The 21,380-nt window shown below is 51.6% G+C and carries 20 protein-coding genes, 1 tRNA gene and 2 pseudogenes; 3 read left to right on the plus strand and 20 right to left on the minus strand.

What is annotated here, in order from left to right; all coding sequences use genetic code 11:
- Positions 1-3: 3 nt before the first annotated feature.
- Positions 4-756 carry an HAD family hydrolase gene (locus tag L5656_RS06005; RefSeq protein ID WP_297200477.1) on the minus strand — a complete coding sequence of 251 codons (753 nt, stop codon included), beginning with the start codon at positions 754-756 and terminating at the stop codon, positions 4-6.
- A gap of 171 nt (positions 757-927) precedes the next feature.
- Here L5656_RS06005 and L5656_RS06010 point away from each other — a divergent pair, with 171 nt between their 5' ends.
- Entirely contained in the window at positions 928-1,620 is a 693-nt protein-coding gene (locus tag L5656_RS06010; protein ID WP_297200480.1) for a septum site-determining protein MinC, read from the plus strand.
- Here the strand turns inward: L5656_RS06010 and pyk are convergent.
- The 5 genes and pseudogenes from pyk to L5656_RS06035 all read right to left on the minus strand — a co-directional run.
- Positions 1,598-3,025 (minus strand): annotated as a pseudogene (gene pyk / locus L5656_RS06015) (pyruvate kinase); the annotation flags it as partial. The gene L5656_RS06010 and the pseudogene pyk overlap by 23 nt on opposite strands.
- Positions 3,009-3,968, minus strand: coding sequence for a 6-phosphofructokinase (gene pfkA, locus L5656_RS06020; RefSeq protein WP_297200488.1), 960 nt, complete (start codon positions 3,966-3,968; stop codon positions 3,009-3,011). The pseudogene pyk and the gene pfkA, both read right to left, overlap by 17 nt.
- A gap of 18 nt (positions 3,969-3,986) precedes the next feature.
- Entirely contained in the window at positions 3,987-4,187 is a 201-nt protein-coding gene (locus tag L5656_RS06025; RefSeq protein WP_297200492.1) for a glutamate decarboxylase, read from the minus strand.
- Between the two features lie 7 nt (positions 4,188-4,194).
- Positions 4,195-4,425: a trp RNA-binding attenuation protein MtrB gene (gene mtrB / locus L5656_RS06030; RefSeq protein WP_297200495.1), complete on the minus strand. Its 231-nt coding sequence runs from the start codon at positions 4,423-4,425 to the stop codon at positions 4,195-4,197.
- A gap of 99 nt (positions 4,426-4,524) precedes the next feature.
- Positions 4,525-7,920, minus strand: a complete 3,396-nt coding sequence (locus tag L5656_RS06035) for a DNA polymerase III subunit alpha (RefSeq protein WP_297200498.1) — start codon at positions 7,918-7,920, stop codon at positions 4,525-4,527.
- Positions 7,921-8,065: 145 nt separating this feature from the next.
- Here L5656_RS06035 and L5656_RS06040 point away from each other — a divergent pair, with 145 nt between their 5' ends.
- Positions 8,066-8,491, plus strand: coding sequence for a ferritin-like domain-containing protein (locus L5656_RS06040; RefSeq protein WP_297200501.1), 426 nt, complete (start codon positions 8,066-8,068; stop codon positions 8,489-8,491).
- 285 nt (positions 8,492-8,776) lie between these two features.
- Here the strand turns inward: L5656_RS06040 and L5656_RS06045 are convergent, their stop codons facing one another.
- From L5656_RS06045 to L5656_RS06110, 12 genes and pseudogenes are all read right to left on the minus strand, one after another.
- Positions 8,777-10,234, minus strand: a complete 1,458-nt coding sequence (locus L5656_RS06045) for an asparagine synthase-related protein (protein ID WP_297200504.1) — start codon at positions 10,232-10,234, stop codon at positions 8,777-8,779.
- 83 nt (positions 10,235-10,317) lie between these two features.
- A complete protein-coding gene (locus tag L5656_RS06050; RefSeq protein WP_297200506.1) occupies positions 10,318-11,283 on the minus strand; it encodes a glycine betaine ABC transporter substrate-binding protein in 966 nt (321 codons plus the stop codon).
- 117 nt (positions 11,284-11,400) lie between these two features.
- Positions 11,401-12,078, minus strand: a complete 678-nt coding sequence (locus L5656_RS06055; protein WP_297200545.1) for an ABC transporter permease — start codon at positions 12,076-12,078, stop codon at positions 11,401-11,403.
- Between the two features lie 40 nt (positions 12,079-12,118).
- Positions 12,119-13,231 carry a betaine/proline/choline family ABC transporter ATP-binding protein gene (locus L5656_RS06060; RefSeq protein WP_297200508.1) on the minus strand — a complete coding sequence of 371 codons (1,113 nt, stop codon included), beginning with the start codon at positions 13,229-13,231 and terminating at the stop codon, positions 12,119-12,121.
- Positions 13,232-13,267: 36 nt separating this feature from the next.
- Entirely contained in the window at positions 13,268-13,888 is a 621-nt protein-coding gene (locus tag L5656_RS06065; protein WP_297200511.1) for an ABC transporter permease, read from the minus strand.
- A 259-nt stretch (positions 13,889-14,147) separates the two neighbouring features.
- Positions 14,148-14,225 (minus strand) — tRNA-Pro (locus L5656_RS06070).
- 50 nt (positions 14,226-14,275) lie between these two features.
- Positions 14,276-14,857: a GTP cyclohydrolase I FolE gene (gene folE, locus L5656_RS06075; protein WP_297200514.1), complete on the minus strand. Its 582-nt coding sequence runs from the start codon at positions 14,855-14,857 to the stop codon at positions 14,276-14,278.
- Positions 14,858-14,879: 22 nt separating this feature from the next.
- Positions 14,880-15,731, minus strand: coding sequence for a 2-amino-4-hydroxy-6-hydroxymethyldihydropteridine diphosphokinase (gene folK, locus L5656_RS06080; protein ID WP_297200517.1), 852 nt, complete (start codon positions 15,729-15,731; stop codon positions 14,880-14,882).
- Entirely contained in the window at positions 15,724-16,590 is an 867-nt protein-coding gene (folP, locus tag L5656_RS06085) for a dihydropteroate synthase (protein WP_297200519.1), read from the minus strand. Before folP ends, folK begins: the two co-directional genes overlap by 8 nt.
- Positions 16,591-16,725: 135 nt before the next feature.
- Positions 16,726-17,404: pseudogene (locus L5656_RS11380) on the minus strand (DUF438 domain-containing protein).
- A 96-nt stretch (positions 17,405-17,500) separates the two neighbouring features.
- Positions 17,501-17,965, minus strand: coding sequence for a tRNA (uridine(34)/cytosine(34)/5-carboxymethylaminomethyluridine(34)-2'-O)-methyltransferase TrmL (trmL, locus tag L5656_RS06105; RefSeq protein WP_297200530.1), 465 nt, complete (start codon positions 17,963-17,965; stop codon positions 17,501-17,503).
- 30 nt (positions 17,966-17,995) lie between these two features.
- On the minus strand, positions 17,996-18,277 hold the full coding sequence (locus L5656_RS06110) for a DUF503 domain-containing protein (protein ID WP_297200532.1): 282 nt from the start codon (positions 18,275-18,277) through the stop codon (positions 17,996-17,998).
- A gap of 181 nt (positions 18,278-18,458) precedes the next feature.
- Between L5656_RS06110 and L5656_RS06115 the strand changes: the two genes are divergently transcribed.
- Positions 18,459-20,378 (plus strand): aconitate hydratase, encoded by a 1,920-nt coding sequence (locus L5656_RS06115; RefSeq protein ID WP_297200535.1) that lies wholly within the window; start codon positions 18,459-18,461, stop codon positions 20,376-20,378.
- 65 nt (positions 20,379-20,443) lie between these two features.
- Here the strand turns inward: L5656_RS06115 and L5656_RS06120 are convergent, their stop codons facing one another.
- Together L5656_RS06120 and L5656_RS06125 are read right to left on the minus strand one after the other, a co-directional pair.
- Positions 20,444-20,818 carry an ATP-binding protein gene (locus tag L5656_RS06120; protein WP_297200538.1) on the minus strand — a complete coding sequence of 125 codons (375 nt, stop codon included), beginning with the start codon at positions 20,816-20,818 and terminating at the stop codon, positions 20,444-20,446.
- A 95-nt stretch (positions 20,819-20,913) separates the two neighbouring features.
- A partial coding sequence (locus L5656_RS06125) for an endonuclease III domain-containing protein (protein WP_297200542.1) occupies positions 20,914-21,380 on the minus strand: 467 nt, incomplete at its 5' end.

A 21,380-nucleotide genomic window follows, 5' to 3' on the forward strand; every position in this document is an offset into this window, starting at 1 on the left:
TTCTCAGACAGGAACTATCGCGGCTACACTCGGTAGTACAATATCAGCGTAACCTTCCATTTCATGAGCCAAACAGGCCCCGGTAGTAACTCCTACTGCTACCTTTACCCCGGCCCTTTTCCCCATCTCTATATCTAAAAGGGAATCCCCCACCACCGCGCACTCCGAAGGCGACAAACCCATGCGTTCGCTGGCCAAAAAAACCATTTCCGGAGCCGGTTTGCTCTCGCTGACTTCATCCCGGCAGGCATAAGCAGAAATATAGGGCTTAAGGCCGCTTAAATCCATTAAAGCCATAGTACGCTCGAGATCATCGTTAGTGGCTACGGCCAACTTGCAACCGGAAGCATGCAATCTTTCTAAGGCTTCCTTCACCCCGGGTACCGGGACGGCCTGCCACTCCAGCCCTGCATTTTCATCGCAGTTCGCAAAAGCCTCTAACGTTTTAGCCAGACCTTCATCCCAGGGAATTCCCAGGCGTAAGAACAGGACAGTGGCCACCGCGGCAGCCGTCTGCCGCCTTGTTCCTACAACTATGGGGCTCCTGCGGACTACGGTGTTGTCTTCTTTAAGGCCCATGGCCTTTAAAATAGTTTTTTTGGTGTCTACATCTAAGGAGAAATACTGCTCCAAGTATTCCACCCGCTTTTGTATAAGGCGGGGCCAAATAACGAAAGAATCCAAAAGGGTACCGTCTTTATCGAAAATTATACCTTTACAGGGCACGACTTGGGAACCAAATTTTAGGGGGATCATACGATTACCTCTTTCTACATTTACTTCCTTCTACATTCTTTACGCTATTTTTTCTGCTTTCAATAACCCCGACACCGTTTAACTCTTTTACCCGTTCTAAAGAAGGAAAACGAGGGTATCAGAGCGAAAATGATATTAACGTGACAAATTTTGACGACAAGGAGTAGGTTTATGGCTCAAGAAGTCGTAACTATAAAGGGTACTCGCCAGGGTTTGGTCATCCAATTCAAAGGAGAAAGCGATCTGGAAGAGATCAAAGAAGCTTTAAAGGCCAAGTTGGAGGAAGCAAGGGGTTTCTTCAGGGGTGCCCGGTTTATCCTCTCCCCTTCCCGTCCCTTAACGACCGGGGAGGCCTCGGAGCTGGAAGAACTCTGCCGGCATTACGGGCTGTTACCCGCCAGAGAGACCGCTACCCCTTCCGTTAGGCCGGCATCCAAACTCCCTACAATCCTTAAAGAACTAACCCTGCGTTCGGGTCAGGAACTTACGGTAGAGGGAGATCTGGTCCTCCTCGGCAACGTCCACCGCGGCGCTATTGTACGGGCATCGGGCAGCATTTTCATTTTAGGTCGCCTAAAGGGGACGGCCCACGCCGGATACAGAGGAAATACAAGCGCTATAATCTTGGCCTTAGAAATGCAGCCTTCGCAGCTCCGCATAGCCAGTACGGTAGCTGTGCCTCCGGGACCGGAAGAAGTGAGGCCCTATCCGGAAATAGCCCGCCTGTCTTCTGGCCGCATCGTGGTAGAACCTTACCGTAAGGGTGTACTCCCCCAAAATATAAAGCGGCCCTCACCCGTCTGGGCCCGGGAGAGAAAGCGTCCTTACCTTACTCCCAGGCCTCACCCACAATATGTACCTTAAGAAGGTTGGTTGTTCCCGGTACGTTAGCAGGTACGCCGGCGGTGATAACTACCAGGTCGCCTTCCTGCACCTGGCCGGAACGCACGGCCGCGCTCACCGCCGCATTTACCATCTCATCCGTACCTTCTGTCCTTTCTACTAGAAGAGGCTCGACCCCCCAGACCAGGCACAACTGGTTTAAGACTTTCTCATTGGCACTGGTGGCCAAAATGGGGGCCGGTGGACGGTACCGGGCTACACGCCGCGCGGTAGCTCCAGAAGCAGTGGGAGTTATGATAGCCTTAGCTCCCAACTGCAGGGCAATCGTACAACTTGCATGGCTTATGGCATCGGTGGCCGTCCGCTCGCCCACGCCTTCGCGCCTTAAAATTTCTTCATGAGGCAGGCTTTCCTCCGCGCGCCGGGCTATGCGCGCCATGGTAGCCACCGCTTCCACCGGGTAGCGGCCTACAGCCGTCTCCGCAGATAGCATCACAGCATCCGTTCCGTCCAGGATGGCATTGGCCACGTCGGCAACCTCGGCTCGAGTAGGCCGGGGGTTACGAACCATGGACTCTAACATCTGCGTAGCAGTGATGACCGGCTTTCCGGCCCGGTTGCATTTCTTTATGATCATCTTTTGAACCAGGGGCACTTCTTCTACGGGTATCTCCACCCCCAGATCCCCTCTGGCCACCATGACGCCGTCGGCTACTTCTATGATCTCATCTATGTTTTCCACACCGATGCGGTTTTCAATTTTAGCTATGACGCCCACCCGGGCTTTATGCTCTTCCAGCAGGCGCTTTGCTTCTAACACGTCCTGGGCAGTACGGACAAAAGAAAGGGCAAGAAAATCTATCCCTTGCTTCAGGCCAAATTCTATATCGGCGACATCCTTGTCCGTCAAGGCGGGAAGGTTTAAGACAACCCCCGGTATATTAACCCCTTTATGGCTGGAGATCTCGCCCCCGTGTTTCACCAAACATCTAACTTCGGTAGAACCCTTAGCCAAAACCTCCAGCTCTATCATCCCGTCGTCCAAAAGGATCTGCTGTCCGGGCTGTACATCCCGTGGCAAATCGGGCAGGGTAACGGGAAGGCGTTCCTCATCTCCTTCCACATCCTCAGTGGTAAGTACAACTTCCCTGCCGTCCTGAAGCACCACACCGGGTTTTACCCTACCCAACCGTATCTCAGGGCCTTTAGTATCTAAAAGCAAGGCCACCCTGGCTCCTACCTGTGCAGCAGCCTTTTTTACGGCTTCCATCCGGGCTCCGTGCTCGTCCCAAGTACCGTGGGAAAAGTTAAAGCGAGCTACGTTCATCCCGGCCCTAATCATTTGGGTTAAAACTTCCACCCTTTCGCTGGCCGGTCCCAAAGTGCAAACTATTTTTGTCCGGCGGTGCCTACAACGCAAGGTCATTGGCTAATTCGTAAACCTCCTGATCAATGTCTTTTTTACCCTTAAGCACCTCTTCAAGGTCTACATCCACCACACGGTTATCCTTTATTCCTACCATCTTGCCGCTTACACCCGACACCAAAAGCTCCACAGCCCTGGCTCCCAAGCGGCTGGCTAAAATACGGTCAAAGGCGGTAGGGTTGCCGCCCCGCTGTATATGGCCCAAAATAGTGACCCGGCTTTCCAAGGCAGTCCTGCGCGCTATCTCTTTACTTACTTCCAAAGCGCTTCCCGCACCTTCGGCTACCACGATGATGCTATGGAGTTTCCCCCGTTTCCGCCCTCGCTCCAGCCGGTTCACAATCTCATCATAGTCTATGGGCCGCTCAGGTATCAGTATGGACTCCGCCCCACCCGCCAGCCCGGCAGCGAGGGCCAATTGGCCAGAACCGCGGCCCATAATTTCTATAATAAATATCCGTTCATGGGAAGTAGCCGTATCCCGGATTTTATTGATGGCCTCTACGGCCGTATTGAGTGCTGTGTCGAAGCCTATAGTATAATCAGTACCGGGGATATCGTTATCAATAGTGGCGGGGACGCCGATAACCGGAAACCCCTTCCTGTGCAGGTGCAAGGCCCCCCGGAAGGAACCGTCACCTCCTATAACTACAAGCCCCTCCATTCCCTCCCGCCGGGCGTTCTCCAGAGCACGTGCGCGGCCCGCCTCGGTGAGAAATTCATCCGAGCGGGCCGTGAGAAGTATGGTACCTCCACGGTGAATGGTATCCGCTACTATGGATGAGGTTAGCCGCCGGAAGTCACCCTGGATTAACCTCGCGTACCCCCGAGAGACGCCTATCACCTCTACACCCAGCTTCTGAGCCTTGCGCACTACAGCCCTAATGGCCGCATTCATTCCCGGGGCATCGCCCCCGCTGGTTAGCACCCCTATTGTTTTCACTAAGCTCCGCTCCTTTACTTAACGCGATAAGGCCGAACTTAAAATTTCATGGGCTTCTTCAGCTTCGGATTCGGGAACTAAAATCTCGTATCCCCCTAGATTTTCCCCGTGGGAAGTCCCCACCGGCCTAAGCTTGACTAAAAGGCCTTCCCGGGTTAAAATCTCTTTTAAGCGTGTGGCCGCCTTCTCGCTGGAAGCGATATAAACAACCGTCCACATATTCCCCTCACTCCCCCGCTTCCAGGCTACCGAACTTGGTCAACACGACCGCTCTACCACGGATCTTCATGGCCGCGGTGTGTTCGGTAAACTGGGCTATCATTATCTCACCCTTGTCCAGCTTTTCTGAATGGTGAAACTTGGTATCCTTACCGCGGGTGAGGCCGCTAATAGTTACTCCATTTTCCAAGGCTTTAACTACAATATAGTCCCCGCCTACTACCGAAGAATTATCCATGCGTCCTCTCCCCCCAAGTTAAACTTTTTGTTATTATCCATTAAAACCTTTATTCCACCTGCTTGGCGATATTCCTGCTCCCCTCTTTCTCTTTTCTTGTTATTTTCCCGGTATTACTTTTACCCTATCCTCTCCCAAAATATCAACCAGCTCCCTTAAAAGCGGAGGATCTAACGTAACCCAATACCTGCGCTTAGCCAAAAACCTGCTCCTTTTCTCAGGAAAATAAAAGTACACGGGATGCGGCCCCGGGTGGGCGGCCAAGACCCTTTGCAGCTCCTTTAGCCCCCTTCCCTTTTCTATTTTTAAGTATAAGCTGGGCAATTCATCTTTGGGGAGCTTCTCTAAATGCTCCGCCAGCACCTTTACCCCTTCCTCCTCCCGGTCCACGCGCCCTTCCACCAGTAAAACCTGGTCTTTCAACAGCCACTCCCGGCAGCGCTCAAAAAGCCGCGGGAAAACAAGGACTTCGACCTGGCCTCCGAAGTCTTCAAGCACCAGATAAGCCATGGGTTCCCCCCGGCGGGTGATCACTTTACGGAAGCCCACCAAAACGCCACCCACAACTACAGGAGTTCCGTCAGCAAGCTCCGTAAGCCTGGCTAAGGTATGGGTGGTCAGCCTGCGCAAGCTTTTGGCATAAGGCTCCAAGGGGTGGCCGCTCAAATAAAACCCCAGCAGTTCCTTTTCCATGGCCAGGATTTCTTCCTGGGAAAACTCGGGCACCTCGGGTAAGGGAGGATCTTCCAAAGTTGCTCCTACCATATCCAGCAGGGATACCTGCCCTTTCTTACGGTCGCTCTGGGCCTGGCTGGCCGCCTCTATACAGGTATCCAGTGCCTCCAGGAGGGGCCTGCGCCCTTTACCCAAAGAATCAAAAGCTCCGCATCTTATGAGGCTTTCCAAGACCCGGCGGTTGACCACCTGCAGGTCCACTCTCCGGCAGAAATCCGCCAGGGAAGTAAAAGGACCTCCAGCTTCTCGGGCAGCGATTATGGCCTCAACCGCTGCCCGCCCCACGTTTTTTATAGCCGCCAGTCCAAAACGGATGTGTCCTTCCCCTACACTAAAATCTACGCCCGACTCATTTATATCCGGTGGAAGCACCTTAATGCCCAGCCTGCGGCATTCTTCTAAATAAGGCGCTACCTTCTCCAGGTGCTGGCTTACACTGCTTAAAAGGGCGGCCATGAACTCCGCCGGGTGGTGGGCCTTAAGATAAGCTGTCTGGTAAGCTACAAGAGCATAAGCGGCACTATGGGATTTATTAAAACCGTATCCGGCAAAGTACTCCATAAGATCGAAAATATGTGCGGCAAGCTCGGGATCATATCCCTTTTTCGTAGCCCCTTCTATAAACTGATCCCGGTGGCGGGCCATCTCCTCGGGCTTCTTTTTCCCCATAGCCCTGCGCAGCTCATCAGCTTGGCCTAAAGTATAGCCGGCCATAAGGTGCGCTATCTGCATGACCTGTTCCTGGTACAGGATGACCCCATAAGTTTCTTTTAAAACCGGCTCTAAGTCGGGATGAGGATAAGTGACGGGTACCAGGCCGTGTTTCCTCTGGATAAAATCCTCCACCATACCGCTACCCAACGGGCCCGGCCGGTACAGGGCTACCAGGGCTATAATATCCTCCATACGTTCAGGCTTTAGGCTCCGCAACAAAGAACGCATGCCGGAGCTTTCTAGCTGAAATATGCCTGTACTTTCTCCGGTAGACAAAAGTTCGTAGGTCTTCCGGTCATCTAGGGGCAAGCTATCTATATCTATTTCTTTCCCTTGCTTGCGTAGCACCTCCACTGTATGGCCTATGACGGTCAAAGTGCGCAGGCCCAGGAGGTCCATCTTTAAAAGCCCCAATTCCTCCACCGTTTGCATCGGGAACTGAGTGGTTATGGCATCACCGGTTTTCTGTAGGGGAATATAGTGGACAAGCGGCTCAGGGGTTATAACAAGGCCTGCCGCATGGATAGAAGCGTGGCGCGGGAACCCTTCAACAGCCCGGGCGGTGTCCAATAATTCTCGCACCCGGCTGCTATTCTGGTAAAGCCCCCTAAGCTCTGGAGAGACCTCCAAGGCCCGATCCAGGGTAATTCCCAGCTCAGCGGGGACTAACTTGGCAATCCTGTCCACTTCGGCTACAGGCCAGCCTAAAACTCGCCCCACGTCACGGACGGCCGCCCGCGCCGCCATGGTTCCAAAGGTTATGATCTGGGCCACATGATCCTCGCCGTATTTTTGCCGGACATACTCTATGACCTCGTCCCGGCGCTCAAAACAGAAGTCTATATCAATATCCGGCATGCTCACCCGCTCAGGGTTAAGGAAGCGCTCAAAGAGCAGGTTATACCGTAAGGGATCGATATTAGTTATGCCTAGGCAGTAAGCAACCAGGCTTCCGGCCGCCGAACCCCGCCCCGGCCCTACGGGGATCCCCTGCCTCCTGGCGAAGTTCACCAGATCCCACACTATTAAAAAGTATCCTTGATAGCCCATCCGTTCGATGATACTGAGCTCATGTTCTAGGCGCTCCCGGGCTTCCCTTGTAGGAGGTGAATATCGTTTTTCCAACCCTTCATAACAAAGATGGCGAAGGAAAGAAGAAGGGGTTTCACCCGGAGGCACACGATATTCCGGTAGGTGCAGCCTGCCGAACTCAAAATCGAAAGAGCAGCGTTCCGCGAGCTCTAAAGTATTGTCCAGAGCTTCGGGAACTTCGCCGAAAAGTTCTTCCATTTCTGCCCGGCTTTTAAGATAAAACTCAGGGGTAATAAAACGCAGCCTTTGCTCTTCCTGGAGTGTTTTGCCGGTCTGTATGCACAGCAAAACGTCCTGAAGCCGCGCCTGGTCACGCCGTACATAGTGGACGTCGTTGGTCGCCACAAGGGCTATCCCCAGCTTGCGGGCCAGGTTTATCAACCCAGCATTTACCTTGGACTGTCCGGGAAGACCCTGGTCCTGTAACTCCAGGAAGAAACTGCCGGGACCGAAGACCTCTCGGTACCAGCCGGCTACCTCAAAGGCCTTTTCCTCTTGACCGTTTAAGAGAAGGGTAGGTATTTCTCCTGCAAGGCAACTGCTTAAAGCTATAAGCCCCTCCCGGTGTCGGGCCAGAAGTTCTCTGTCCACCCGCGGCTTATAGTAAAATCCTTCCAAGTACGCTGCAGAAACTAACGCCATCAAGTTGCGGTACCCTACTTCGTTTTCTGCCAGCAAAACTAAATGGTATTGGAAATTATCCCGGTGGGGCTCCCTATCAAACCGGCTACGCGGAGCCACGTAGACCTCACAGCCCAAAATAGGCTTAATACCACGGGCTTTGGCCGCCTTATAAAAATCTACCACTCCATACATTACTCCGTGATCCGTTAAGGCTAAAGCAGGCATACCCCAGCTTGCCGCTGCTTCAACCAGCTCTTCCAGCCGCGCAGCGCCGTCCAGGAGGCTATACTCGCTATGTACATGTAGATGAACAAAGGGCTCGTACTTCATACTGGGGTTCATATTTCTACGTAAAATATAAAACTCCTTCCCTAAAAAATTTTCCTCGGGCTCTTGACGGGTAATCGTAACCAGCTTATAATTTAAACTGTAAATCTTAGTAGTAATAATTACTATTTAATGAGGAGGGTTCTGGATGTCTGAATTAGTCAACCAAGTACAGCTAGGTGTAACCAAAGGTACTGCACTTGAAGAAGCCGTAGAGGCTAACTTCCGGGGAGAAACCACGGAAGTCGGTTTATACCTGGCCATGGCCCGCCAGGCCCAGCGAGAAGGCTATCCGGAGATCGCTGAAGTACTGGAAAAGATAGCCTGGGAAGAAGCCTGTCATGCAGCCCACTTTGCCGAATTAAACGGTAAAATTTCCGCTTCTACCAAGGAAAACCTCGAAAGAATGCTGGAGGGCGAGAAGCATGCCAACCGTGGCAAAAGGGAGGCCGCAGTAAAGGCTAAAGAGAACAACATAGATCAGGCTCATGATTTCTTCGACGAATCTTCCCGGGACGAAGCACGCCATGCTCAAGCCCTAGAAGGCCTTCTTAAAAGGTATTTCGGTAAGTAAGAGGGCGGGGTATACCGGGAAACAGGTATGCCCCCCATGCCTGGAAAGCAGAGAGGTTTTTGCTCTACAAGAAATTTGTCAGGGCGGGCAAAGGCCCCGGCTCCCTTTTCGAGCCGGGGTTTTAAGTAGAGATACCCGCAAAGATCGATATGTTGGTATTTATTTCCGCTACGGTAAGCAGACTTATCCATATTCCGGGTACCAATAAACTGCTGAGGTGGAATTCTCACCGATTAAGGTTCAGAAAAGGAAGCTATAGAAATCCCGCGGCCGCAGGGAAGCTAGCTAATGCGGCGTCCAGCGCCCTACTAACCGGGCCAGTTCAGGCTGGGGATAAAATTCCTTAAAGATGCGATAGTAATAAAGTTCCTCCTTGGAGCGGAGGGTGACCTCTGGAGTCACCCGGCTTTCGGCCGCAAACTCCTCATCGGATATCGCGTCAGCAACCATCTCGGCCATGAGCCCTGCCGACCCGGCACCTTGACTGAACTCCTCCTTCTGCCTGTCGACTATCTCGGAGGGTAACTCGGACCTAAAGGCCTCCCGCAGGATCCACTTTTCTACCCCGTCACGGCTTATCTTCCACTCCAACGGCAAGGAAGCTGCTAGCCCCACCACCTTATAATCCAGGAAGGGTAAAATACCAGTTAGGCCGAAGGCCGACGTCATGCGGTCCACCCGCTGCAACCCCATGGTATGGGCGGTCTTCAGGAGCCTCACCATTTCCTGCCGTTGCTTCTCCCGGCTTTTCCCCTTCAGGTAATGATATCCTCCGAAAAGTTCATCACTACCTTCGCCGACCAGGACATAATCCAACCCCTCCTGCCTGGCCAGACGGGCTGCCAAGTAATTGGGCACTGCACTGCGCACCAGAGACCAGTCAAAGGACTCCAGATGGTAAATCACTTTAGGAAGTACATCCTCTATTTCCCTTGCGCCATAGACATACTCGTGGTGCTTGAGCCCCAACCACCGGGCGACCAACCGCGCATACTCCAAGTCTGGGCTTCCGTGGTAGCCGACGGCAATGCTCTCGATCTCCGTCCCTAAACCCCGGGCTACGGCAGCCACAATGCTGCTATCCAGACCCCCGCTCAAGAAAATCCCTACTTTACCCCTTTCCGGCAAACACCGGGCCACGGCTTCCTGCAGTACACTGCGCAGTCGAAAACATGCTTCCTGCCAGGAAGATGGCGGGGGCGGGTATTTTTCTTCCAGGCTAAAAGGCACCAGGCCCTCCTGGGGGTGAAAATAGTGGCCGGGCGGGAAAACTTCTATCTCCTCGCACTCGTTAACGAGGGCTTTTATCTCGGAAGCAAAGTAAAAAGCCTGCCCTTTCCGGCCCCAATACAAGGGTTTTATACCCAGTCGGTCCCTGGCGACAAGCAATTCCTGGCCGGACAGGTCCATGCAGAGGGCAAACATCCCCTTAAGCCCGGAGAAAAACCGCGTGCCTAGCCTCTGGTAAAGGCTAAGGAGTTCCTGAGCCCTTAATCGACGGTCCCAGGAACCCCCGTTATCACCGCCGAACAACTGCCCATCCAGGGCGATCACCGCATCTCCAGTAACATAAAAATTATCTTTTTCACCCTCAGAACTACTCCACCTGTAACCTATGGCCACCGGTGGAATCTCCAGATCCCCCACCCATTGACCAGCAGAACCCCGGTGTTTTATAGCCCCCAACATCTCCAAAGTTTCCACTATCCTTCCTTCTCCATAAACTGTTACCAGCCCGCTCAAAGAAGCCACCCTTTCTTCTGCCGTGCTACTCCCTCAAGATTAAGAAGCCAAGAGAAGGCCGGAGCCGTCGATCTTTCTTCTCCTCACTTTCTTCCTTCGTTGATCACCCGGGCTAAATCGCTAATGGTCTTAATGCCCAATGCCTCGGCGTCGGCCTTGCGCATCATAATAGTATAGGTGTTGTCAAAGGGAGCGTAGGTAAGCCATACCAGGTTGTACCGGGCCAGGTCTTCTTCTTTTACCCGGTTGTAACATTCCTCGGAATCCGTTAAGGGTTCGTCATGCCCCAGGTGCACCAGCCACGCCGTACCAGTATATTCCCAGTAGACGTCGATTTCGCCGCTGGTCAAAGCTTTACGCACTACCTCTGAACCGGCCAGGCCGGTACTGTCCACTGCTTCAAAGCCCGCGTCGGCCAGAACCTGTATGGTAATGGCCCCCAGAATGAGCTGCTCGGTGAACTCCTTAGAGCCCACCACAATCTTACCTTTGGTGGGAGCCGGAGCCTCTTCTTTTATCAGCCCTTGCTCCAGGAGCCACTGCCTCGCCACCTCTTTGGGATCCTTATTTTCTACATCTACCTGGGCGTTCAAGTTTATCATGGTCTCGGTATCCAGAAGAGGGCCGATGCGGCCCAAAATCTCTTCCAGCTCCGGATAGCGGTCTAAAATCTCCTTGCGCACCACCGGTGCGGGGTTATACACGGGGAAAAAATTTTTGTCGTCTTCCAGGTTCACCAGGTCAAAAGCCGCAATACGGCCATCGGTGGCAAAACCCATGGCCGCGGCCACCTGACCATCCCTCAAGGCTCCGTAGGTGACCCCTAAATCCATAATCCTTACTTCGTCAAATTCAAAGCCGTAAAGTTTGAGCAGTTCCGGTAAACCGTCAGGGCGCACCGAAAACTCGTGGTCCGTGGCAAAAACCCACTTGTCGATAGCCCCCGGCGCCCTTTGCGCCTGACCCCCGCTGCATCCTGACAGTAGCGGAAGCAAAAACAACAGGCTAATTAGCCATATTATTCCATATTTTGATATCAGTCGTCTCATTGAGCTTTACCTCCTTTTAAAAATTGACTCCCTTAAGACCTTAGCCCCTGACGGGATACCGCCGCAAAGAAACCAGGAAAACGCCTGAATACGTAAAGGCAAAGGGCTCCGGCCTTCTCAAATTGAAGCTTTCACCTTTTCTTCCACCATACCTAAAAGATGGTCGCAAAGCATGGCCAGAAGGGCGCTTAATATACAACCGCTTAACAGTAACTGAAGTCTGCGCACCATAATTCCGGTTACTATAAGGTGACCAAACCCGCCGGCTCCTATGAAGGTAGCCAAGGTGGCCGTTCCCACATTGACCACCACTGCCGTCCGAATACCGGCCATAATAATCGGAAAGGCTAAAGGCAATTCCACCTTGAACAGGATGCGCCAAGGACGCATACCCATTCCCACGGCTGCCTCCCGGACACCAGGAGGCACGCTCATGATCCCGGCATAGGTATTGCGCAAAATGGGTAACAGGGAATACAGCCAGAGGGCGAAGAGGGCTGTATTAAAGCCCAGACCCAGAACGGTAAAAGACAGAGCGATGACCGCAATGCTGGGAATCGTCTGCCCTATATTTACTATGTTTTCCAGGATCGTTCCCAAAAGGCGCAACCTGGGCCGGCTGATGAGGATACCCAGAGGTAGAGCCGTGGTCGCGGCCAGAAGGGAGGATATAACAACCATGCCTACGTGCTGAGCGGTTAGGACCGCAAGATGGTTGTAAGTGAGCACCCTAGCGGCCATGGCACTTCCCGGGTTCTCCACAAAATACACGGCCGCAGCACCGCCGCAAGTCACAAACAAGAGGGAGGGCAGCCACCTGCGAAACCCGGACATTTTAAGACCCATTTTCTTTCATCAACTCCAGTAAATAGCCAAAAGTAATGATTCCCTGAAATTCCTTATTGTGGTTCATTACTACCACGTAACGCTCTCCATAGTTTAACATGGTAGAAAGGGCATCATACAGGGTGGCATCCTCATCGGCTACACTTTCCAGGGGGGTCATGATCTCTTGCAGGTGCGCCTGGCCGTTCCTCCGTAACAGTTCCTCTTTGTAGGCCACTCCCCGGGGACGATTTAAGCCGTCTACTATAACTATTACCGGCAAGTTATCAGCCTGTAGCAGTTTCTTGGCTTCCTCAAGGGAGCAAGTGCCCTTGGCCACAGGTACATCCTTCCTGGCAACATCCCCTGCCTTGACCAGGTTCAACCGTTTTAAGGCACGGTTGTGACCCACCAGCGCGACCACGAAGTCGTCCGCCGGAGCGCTTAAGATCCGGTCCGGCGTATCGTACTGGACCAGCTCACCAGCCCGCATAACAGCGATTTTATCTCCCATTTTTATGGCTTCGTCTATATCGTGGGTTACAAACATGATGGTCTTCTTCATCTTTTTCTGTAAAGACAGGAATTCGTTTTGCAGGTGAGCCCTAGTAATGGGGTCTACCGCTCCGAAAGGCTCATCCATGAGCAATATGGGGGGATCCGCCGCCAGGGCCCTGGCCACGCCCACGCGCTGGCGCTGCCCTCCGCTCAGATCCGCAGGTTTGCGGTTACGGTAAACTTCAGGGTCCAGTCCTACCAGTTCCAGCAGCACGTCCACCCGCTCTTGTATCTTATCCTCAGGCCAGCCCTTTTCCCTTGGGACAGTAGCGATATTCTCAGCGATGGTCATGTGGGGGAACAAACCTATTTCTTGAATCACGTAGCCGATATTCTGACGGAGTTTTATGGGGTCCACCTCAGCCACGTCCCGGCCGTTCACATATATTTTCCCTTCCGTAGGTTCAATCAACCGGTTGATCATCTTCATAGTGGTGGTTTTACCGCAGCCGGAGGGTCCTACCAAAACACATATTTCCCCTTCTGCGACTTCCATGCTCAGGTTTTTGACTGCCGGAACCTTCTGGCGTGGAAATATCTTGGTAACACCCTCTAGCTTTATCAATCCGGTCACCTCCCCCTTTAATTCTGTTAGCAAACCTTACCTGCGGGTCCGGCCCTCCACCCGTTTTAATAGCCCATCAGCCAGCACCGCCAGGATGGAAACACATACAGCTCCTACGAGGACTAGCTGGAGGTTCCATTGGGAAATACCGCGGAATATGAATTCACCCAGCCCACCGGCCCCAATGTAAGAGGCGATGGCAGCAATGCCGACGATCATGACCACAGCGGTACGTATTCCGGCCAGAATCACAGGCCAGGCCAAGGGAAGTTTAATACGGCGCAAGATGGTAATTTCCCTCATACCCATGCCCTTGGCCGCCTCGATTATGGCTGGTTCGATCCCCTCGATACCAGCATAAGTATTTCGCACTATGGGCAGTAGCGAGTAAAGGATCAGAGTGGCTACTCCCGTCTTGTAACCGATGCCGAACACGGGCAGCAAAAGGCCCAACATAGCCAGGCTGGGGATGGTCATGACTACCTGGCAGAAGTAAAGAACGGGTCCCGCCAAGGACCGCCAGTAGGTGATCATTACCCCCAGTCCTACTCCCAAAACCACTGCCACACAGACAGCTACGGCGACTATTAAGATATGTTCCCACGTAGATTCCAGGATGCTTTGCCAACGGCTGACTACTAAAAACCAAAAACTCATGCTACCACCATCTCCACAAAAATGGAAACCCCATAACCTATTGTATAGAAATTCTACTGGGGATGCAACAACTTATTGTTTGTAAGCAAGATGCCGGCAAATTATTTAGCGATTACAAATTGCATACCCGTTCCCCTATAACGAACGGAGCCTATAAGAATCAACAATGCCGTACCCTTATACCCTTAAAGGTACGGCATAAAGATAGCCTTTAAACCACCAAAAATTTAAGGGCGCAAAATCCTGCGCCCTTTTAACCTGGTCGGAGTGGGGAGACTTGAACTCCCGACCTCATGGTCCCGAACCATGCGCTCTAACCAAACTGAGCTACACCCCGACAGTTATTAACTTTTCATTTTTAATTATATAACCTCGTCTTACGGATAGTCAAGGAACTAAATGACAACGCCCGCCTTTGATCAACGCTAAAGCTTCCGAACGCAAGGCTTCGTCGTCATGGAGAACGCCCCTAACGGCGGAAGTAATTGTTAAGGAGCCCGGCTTTTTTACGCCCCGCATGGTCATACACATATGCTCAGCTTCTATTATCACTATAACCCCCAGCGCCCGCACATATTTCATAATGGCATCGGCAATCTGCTTGGTAAGGCGTTCTTGAAGCTGGGGCCGCTTGGTGAAAACTTCAATTCCCCTTACCAATTTGCTCAATCCCACCACCCGGCCCTTACGCGGTATGTAGCCCAGGTGCACCTTGCCAAAAAACGGTAACAAATGGTGCTCACACATGGAGTAGAAAGGAACATCTCTAACTATGACTAACTCCTCATGCTCTTCAGTATAGTGTACAGTAAACACCGCTGCCGGGTCCTGGCGCAGCCCGGCAAAAATTTCTTGATACATCTTAGCGACCCGGCGAGGGGTATCCCGAAGGCCCTCGCGTTCAGGGTTTTCCCCGATAGCTTCTAATATCATGCGGATTGCTTGCTCAATTTTATCCAGTTCAAACATTAGCTTTCAACCTGCCTTTTCTCTATAACTTTAAAGGCCCGTAATATTCTACTTTAGTAGGGTGCTTAAGCTGGGCCAAGAAATCTTTAGCCGTCTTGCCAGCGTAAATTTCTTCTTCCTCCATAACTTCGGCCAAAGGTACCAGGACAAAAGATCTTTCAAAAGCCCGGGGGTGAGGGATTATAAGCTCAGGCAAGTTTATCCTCTCTTTCCCATATAAAATAATATCTATATCGATGGTACGGGGACCCCAGTGGATTTTACGTTCCCGTTGTAGCATAACCTCTATTCGCTGAGTCTCTTGCAAAAGCTCGAGGGGGCTCAAATCCGTCTCGCAGGCCACCACCGCGTTAAGGAACCAATCCTGTTCTTTATAGCCTACCGGTTCAGTCAAGTAAAGAGATGATGTCTTACGCACAGTAATACGAGGATGATTATGAAGTAAGCGTACGGCCTGTCGAATATATTCTTCTTTTGGCTCAATGTTAGAGCCTAAGGCTAAAATTGCCCAGGTAAGCTGGCGGCGGGTTATCTCTACCTGAACACCGGAGAGTATCCCAGGTATGGGCACCTCCGGCTTGGAAACGGTAACCGTGACCTGTTGTACAACTTTAAACTGCTCCAATACCTTGCTAGCGATTCTTTCCGCCAGGGCCTCGATAAGGTTAAACTTTTCTTCTTCGACTATCTGCTTAACTAAGGAGTAAATTTTTGTATAGTCAACGCTTTCTTGGATGGAATCCTTGTGCCCTGCAGGGTAAAGGTCCAGGTTAAGGACCACATCCACTAAGAAACGCTGCCCTAAAGCCTTTTCTTCAGGCAGCACACCATGATAACCATAAAAAGACATCCCTTTTAAAGAAATCTTATCCATGGTGATAGCCCCTTACTATGGCATCAGCCATCTGGACAACTTGCTTCATCTCTCCGACATCGTGTACTCGTACGATATCAGCTCCTCCAGCTATACTCAAAGCTACTGTGGCCGCTGTCCCCAGGAGACGCTCGTTTACGGGCAAATTAAGAAGCTTACCTATAAAAGATTTCCGGGAGGTACCTACCAAAAGAGCTTGTCCCAAAGCTTTAAATTCTTTAAGGCGCCTTAAAATCTCCAAATTATGGTCTACAGTCTTGCCGAACCCTATCCCCGGATCGATAATAACTTTTTCTCTGGGCAAGCCCGCTTCCACCGCAAGCCTGATCCCTTCTAGCAGGTATTCCTTTACCTCTGCTACCACATCCTCATAAGTTGGGTTCTCCTGCATATTCTTAGGCGTACCCTTTATATGCATAACCACTACAGGACAACCAAAGCGGGCCACCACCTCGGGCATCCGGGGATCAGCCCGCAATCCAGTAATGTCGTTAATCATGGTGGCACCCCGCTCCAGGGCTTGCCGCGCCACCTCTGCTTTGTAAGTATCCACAGAGATAGGGACTTTAAGTTCACGGGCCAGCCTTTCTACCACAGGGAGAACCCGGCGCAACTCTTCCTCCAAGGGAACGGGATCTGAACCCGGCCGGGTAGACTCTCCTCCCACATCTATGATATCCGCACCGGCCTCCACCATGCTGTAGGCCCTCTCTAAAGCCCGGTCCAGGTCGAAATACAGGCCTCCGTCGGAAAAAGAATCCGGTGTAACATTGAGCACTCCCATAATGTAAGTGCGCTGGCCGAAGGAAAAATGGTACCCATTATAGCTAAAGCCTAGTACATTTAGCCCCTGCTCCAAATTAAATCTCCTCCTCTCCCAAGCCCTAAACCGGTCTCCACCTATAGATGCCTAAAGGAGAACTTTCCAACCTTAAAACAGCAAATTTACTATTTCGCCCAGAACTATGCCTTTGTCTTATACTTATTGCGAATTTTAATTATCCATAATCCTCTTTTCTCCAGTGATAGCCTGGAGGGGTTTTATATCCATGGTTACCTCTAAAGTGCCCATGAAGTTCCCTTCCTCATCCCGTACTGCAAAATACTGGATAAGTACATATTTATCGCCCAATCTAATCCAGAAACTTTCTTTATCCTTCCGGCCGGTGCGAAAATCCTCTATAAGCTTTTCCACTATATGCACACTAGCAGGGGGATGGCAGTTCTCTACTCTACGGCCGATAATAGGAATATCATATCGCTTACTTTACCCAGGGCTTCCCGTACCTTACCTAAAAGCTCCTCTTTTTTCCCTGGAGCATAATGTAGGGCAAGGGTTTTAGCTTCTTTAATAAGCCCCCGTATCTCGTCATCCACGCCCCACATAACTTTAGGAGGGCCGGTGATGTTATATTTTTCTAGATAAGGAAACAACAAGTACCCTCTCGAAAAACTGCCGCGTGCACATCGCACAAACGCTGTACCTCTTCAACCGGCAAACCTTCATTTATAAGTTCCTGCTCAATGAGGGAGATTTCCGTAGGAGACACATTTTCTAAAAGTTCCCGAAATCTCCCTTTGACCTCTTCTACTGTTTTCCTTTGGTGCAAAGCAAGGATGATCTCTTTTAAAGCTTTCTTCCGGTATTCCCTGCTTTCTAGAAGCTCGCTCATGGGATTTCTCCTCCATAAAAAGCTTTTAAGGAATAAATATACAGCAGCTTTTACAATTCTCCTGCTAAGGTGCTAAGATTATTATCCCCCCATTTGCTACACTAAGCCCGGAAACCCCAATTGCCTTAAGGCTTCGTATAAAACTAGGGCGACGCTATTAGCCAGATTAAGGGAACGCAATCCCGGGCGCATAGGAATGCGCAAAACGCGCTCCGGGGCTTGGGAAAGTATTTCGGCGGATAAGCCCCTGGTTTCAGGGCCAAAAATAAGAAAATCACCGTCACTATACTTTACCTCAGTATACCGCCTCCGGCCTTTCGTGGAAAAATAGTAGCAGTTGGCATTAGGATAAGCCTGGCAAAAGGCAAACCAGCTGGTGTGTTCCACTATATTCACTTTGTCCCAGTAGTCCAGCCCCGCCCGCCGTAAGTATTTCTCGTCTAAAGAAAAACCTAAGGGATGTACAAGGTGAAGAATACTTCCCGTAGCAGCACAGGTTCTGGCTATATTTCCGGTATTCTGGGGTATCTCGGGTTCTACCAGCACTACGTTAAGGGGCATAAAGTCTACCGGTCCCCCAAAGATTTATGGTTATAATACCTCAGTGTGATACTCCAATACTTCTAGCTCGTCCTGGGCTTCGATAAAGCGAAGGATAGCTGCTAAAACCTCATCCGCATGCCCGGCAGCGTTGCTGACACATGCTATCCCTAGGGTAGCTCTGGTATGGGAGTTCTGATGGTCTACTTCGGCGGCAGCTACTTGGTAGCGCTGTCTTACCCTGTCTAGCAACCCTTTGATGACCCTCCTCTTATCTTTCAAGGTCTGTGCTTCTAGAAGGCGAAGCTCTACGGTGCAGACCCCCACCACCATTTTGCCGGTACCCCTTCCTTAAAATCCGGGTATCTTGCCTCTTCAGCATTCCTCCCTTATAATACACTGGAAAACTAAAGTGCAGCAATAATAATCCCTATTCAAGGCTTTATCTTACTTCCGCCTACAGATATAATTGCAGAGGAAAAGCATTTCTAAACCTTCAAGGAGGAAGAAGCTCATGGGCATGAACCTGGCTGAAAAAATCATAGCCTCCCACTTGGTGGAGGGAAGAATGGTACCCGGAGAAGAGATCGGTATCCGTATAGACCAGACCCTAACCCAGGATGCCACCGGGACCATGGCCTATTTAGAGTTTGAAGCTTTAGGCATAGACCGGGTACGCACCCAGCTCTCTGTAAGTTACGTAGATCATAATACTCTACAGACCGGGTTTGAAAATGCCGACGACCACCGCTTCCTGCAGAGCATAGCTGCCAAGTACGGCATTATTTTTTCCCGTCCAGGAAACGGCATCTGCCATCAAGTGCACCTGGAGAGGTTTGCGGTCCCCGGTACTACTCTGCTGGGGTCCGACAGCCACACACCCACAGCCGGAGGCATAGGAGCCCTGGCTATAGGTGCCGGAGGGCTAGAAGTAGCCGTGGCCATGGCGGGAGGTCCCTTCTACTTTACCATGCCTGAGGTCATCCGCATAAATCTCCACGGACGCCTCTCGCCCTGGGTCAGCGCCAAGGATGTTATCCTGGAAGTCCTCAGGATTCTGACTGTTAAAGGCGGAGTAGGGAAAATTATAGAATATGGCGGGGAAGGCGTGAAAACCCTCTCCGTTCCCGAAAGGGCTACCATCGCCAACATGGGAGCAGAACTGGGGGCCACTACCTCCATCTTCCCCAGCGATGAGGTAACCTTAGCCTTCCTCAAAGCCCAGGGCCGGGAGAAGGACTGGGTGGAGCTCTTGCCCGATCCGGACGCGCACTATAGCCGCATAATTGACATCGATCTTTCTGCTCTTGAGCCTCTGGTGGCCAGGCCCCATATGCCCGACAACGTAGCCAAAGTACGGGAAGTAGGGCCCATAAAGGTAGACCAGGTAGCCATAGGTAGCTGTACTAATTCTTCTTATGTAGACCTTATGCGGGTGGCCGCTATTTTAAAGGGGAAACGTGTGCACCCGGAGGTTAGCCTGGTCATATCCCCTGGATCCCGCCAGGTATTTTATCTATTAGCCAAGAACGGCGCCTTGGCCGATCTTATCGCTGCAGGCGCCCGTATCCTGGAATGCGCTTGCGGCCCTTGTATAGGAATGGGACAGGCCCCGCCTTCGGGTGGAGTTTCTCTGCGCACTTTTAACCGCAATTTCCGGGGCCGGAGCGGTACGGCCGATGCTTCGGTGTATCTCGCCAGCCCGGAGACCGCCGCGGCCACAGCTTTAACCGGTGTCCTCACCGACCCGCGGGAGCTGGGCGAACCTATACACATTGCTTTCCCCGAACGCTTCCCCGTGGACGACGGCTTACTCTTATATCCACCGGCTTCAGGAGAAGGAGTCGAAATCAAACGCGGGCCTAACATAAAACCCTTACCCCAATCCGAACCCCTCCCGGAAGTAATCAGCGCCCCAGTACTTTTAAAGGTAGGCGATAATATAACTACCGATGACATCTCTCCGGCAGGCGCTAAATATTTACCTTTACGCTCTAATATACCGGCCCTGGCCGAGCATGTCTTTGAAGGAATAGATCCCACCTTTGCCCGCAGGGCAAAAGAAGCCGGTCAAGGGGTAATAGTGGGCGGTCAAAACTACGGGCAAGGATCAAGCCGCGAGCATGCTGCCCTCTGCCCCATGTACCTGGGTATCAAAGCGGTGATAGCCAAATCCTTTGCCCGTATTCACCGGAGTAACCTTATCAATTTCGGTATTTTACCCCTGACCTTTGTAGAGGAAAAAGATTACGATGAAATACAGCCCGGTGACCAACTGATTATTGAATTAAAAGATAGGCTTGCCGGCGAAGTCCTAACCGTCAAAAACGCCACCCGTGGTACTTCCTTCAAGGTGCGCCATAACCTTTCTCCGAGGCAGAAGGAAATCATCCTGGCCGGCGGGCTACTAAATTATACAAAGAAAACACTTTAAAAAAGGCCGGGATTTCTTCCCGGCCTTAACATATTTAAACCCGTATCAATTTAACCTGTATCAATTTAACCATGAATCAGTACCGGCAAACAACGAGTGCACACCCACGTGCTATGCCCCTGGTACCGGGTAAACAGGAGTACCCCCTGGTCCTCCCCCCTACCGCACCGGAAGCACGCTATTGCTTGCCCTTGACGTCTCTTTTCCGCCAAATTTCTTTCCGCAGCTTCCGGGTCGAAGGGAGGCGCTTCCCGCTCTTCTATGGATAAAGCACCCACCGGGCAAATGGGCAAGCATACACCCGCTCCATCACATAACTCCTCACGCAGGACCTTAGCCTTACCGTTAACTATTTCAATAGCCCCTTCCGCACACGGTGTGACACAAAGACCACAGCCAGTGCAGAGCTCCTCGTCAATACAAACAATCTTACGTTTCATCTTAACTTTACCCCTTCCTTTTAAAGTTGTTTCACGCTCTCCGCCTTTCTACGGATTATACTACCTCTTTCCCTTCCGGCAGTAAGTGATCCAGATCAATTTTTTCTGTGATAGTAATTACAATACGCCTTAACAGGGCAAACCGGGCAGTCGGGGTGAAGAGACCGGCATGTACGCCGGCCATGGAAAATAAAAAGATGGTGGGCTTCCCCCCTCGTTCCGGGAGGTAAAATGAGCATCAACTGCTCTTCCGCCTCTTCCGGTGTTCTGGCCCGGACCAGTCCCAATCTGTTGGTCACCCGGAAAACGTGGGTGTCTACGGCAATAACATCTTGCCCAAAAGCCTGGCTTAAAACTACGTTGGCCACCTTGCGCCCTACACCGGGAAGCTCTAAAAGTTCCTCGCGCGTACGGGGTACCTGTCCCCCGTATCTTTCCACTAATTTCCGGGCTGTAAAAACTACACTCTGGCTCTTATTACGGTAAAGACCTAGGCTCCTGATGACCTCGGCTACTTCTTCGGGAGAAGCCTTAGCCAAATCTTCCGGCCCAGGATATCGGG

Origin of the sequence: Thermanaeromonas sp. (assembly GCF_021890735.1) — a bacterium.
In the GTDB taxonomy this organism is placed as follows: Bacteria; Bacillota; DSM-521; order Neomoorellales; family Neomoorellaceae; genus Thermanaeromonas.

Coding starts and splice junctions, on each gene's coding strand:
- L5656_RS06005 (WP_297200477.1), bottom strand. CDS start 756: ATGATCCCCCTAAAATTTGGTTCCCAAGTCGTGCCCTGTAAAGGTATA.
- L5656_RS06010 (WP_297200480.1), top strand. CDS start 928: ATGGCTCAAGAAGTCGTAACTATAAAGGGTACTCGCCAGGGTTTGGTC.
- L5656_RS06025 (WP_297200492.1), bottom strand. CDS start 4,187: ATGTGGACGGTTGTTTATATCGCTTCCAGCGAGAAGGCGGCCACACGC.
- mtrB (WP_297200495.1), bottom strand. CDS start 4,425: ATGGATAATTCTTCGGTAGTAGGCGGGGACTATATTGTAGTTAAAGCC.
- L5656_RS06035 (WP_297200498.1), bottom strand. CDS start 7,920: ATGAAGTACGAGCCCTTTGTTCATCTACATGTACATAGCGAGTATAGC.
- L5656_RS06040 (WP_297200501.1), top strand. CDS start 8,066: ATGTCTGAATTAGTCAACCAAGTACAGCTAGGTGTAACCAAAGGTACT.
- L5656_RS06050 (WP_297200506.1), bottom strand. CDS start 11,283: ATGAGACGACTGATATCAAAATATGGAATAATATGGCTAATTAGCCTG.
- L5656_RS06065 (WP_297200511.1), bottom strand. CDS start 13,888: ATGAGTTTTTGGTTTTTAGTAGTCAGCCGTTGGCAAAGCATCCTGGAA.
- folE (WP_297200514.1), bottom strand. CDS start 14,857: ATGTTTGAACTGGATAAAATTGAGCAAGCAATCCGCATGATATTAGAA.
- folK (WP_297200517.1), bottom strand. CDS start 15,731: ATGGATAAGATTTCTTTAAAAGGGATGTCTTTTTATGGTTATCATGGT.
- trmL (WP_297200530.1), bottom strand. CDS start 17,965: ATGCCCCTTAACGTAGTGCTGGTAGAACCCGAGATACCCCAGAATACC.
- L5656_RS06110 (WP_297200532.1), bottom strand. CDS start 18,277: ATGGTGGTGGGGGTCTGCACCGTAGAGCTTCGCCTTCTAGAAGCACAG.
- L5656_RS06115 (WP_297200535.1), top strand. CDS start 18,459: ATGGGCATGAACCTGGCTGAAAAAATCATAGCCTCCCACTTGGTGGAG.
- L5656_RS06120 (WP_297200538.1), bottom strand. CDS start 20,818: ATGAAACGTAAGATTGTTTGTATTGACGAGGAGCTCTGCACTGGCTGT.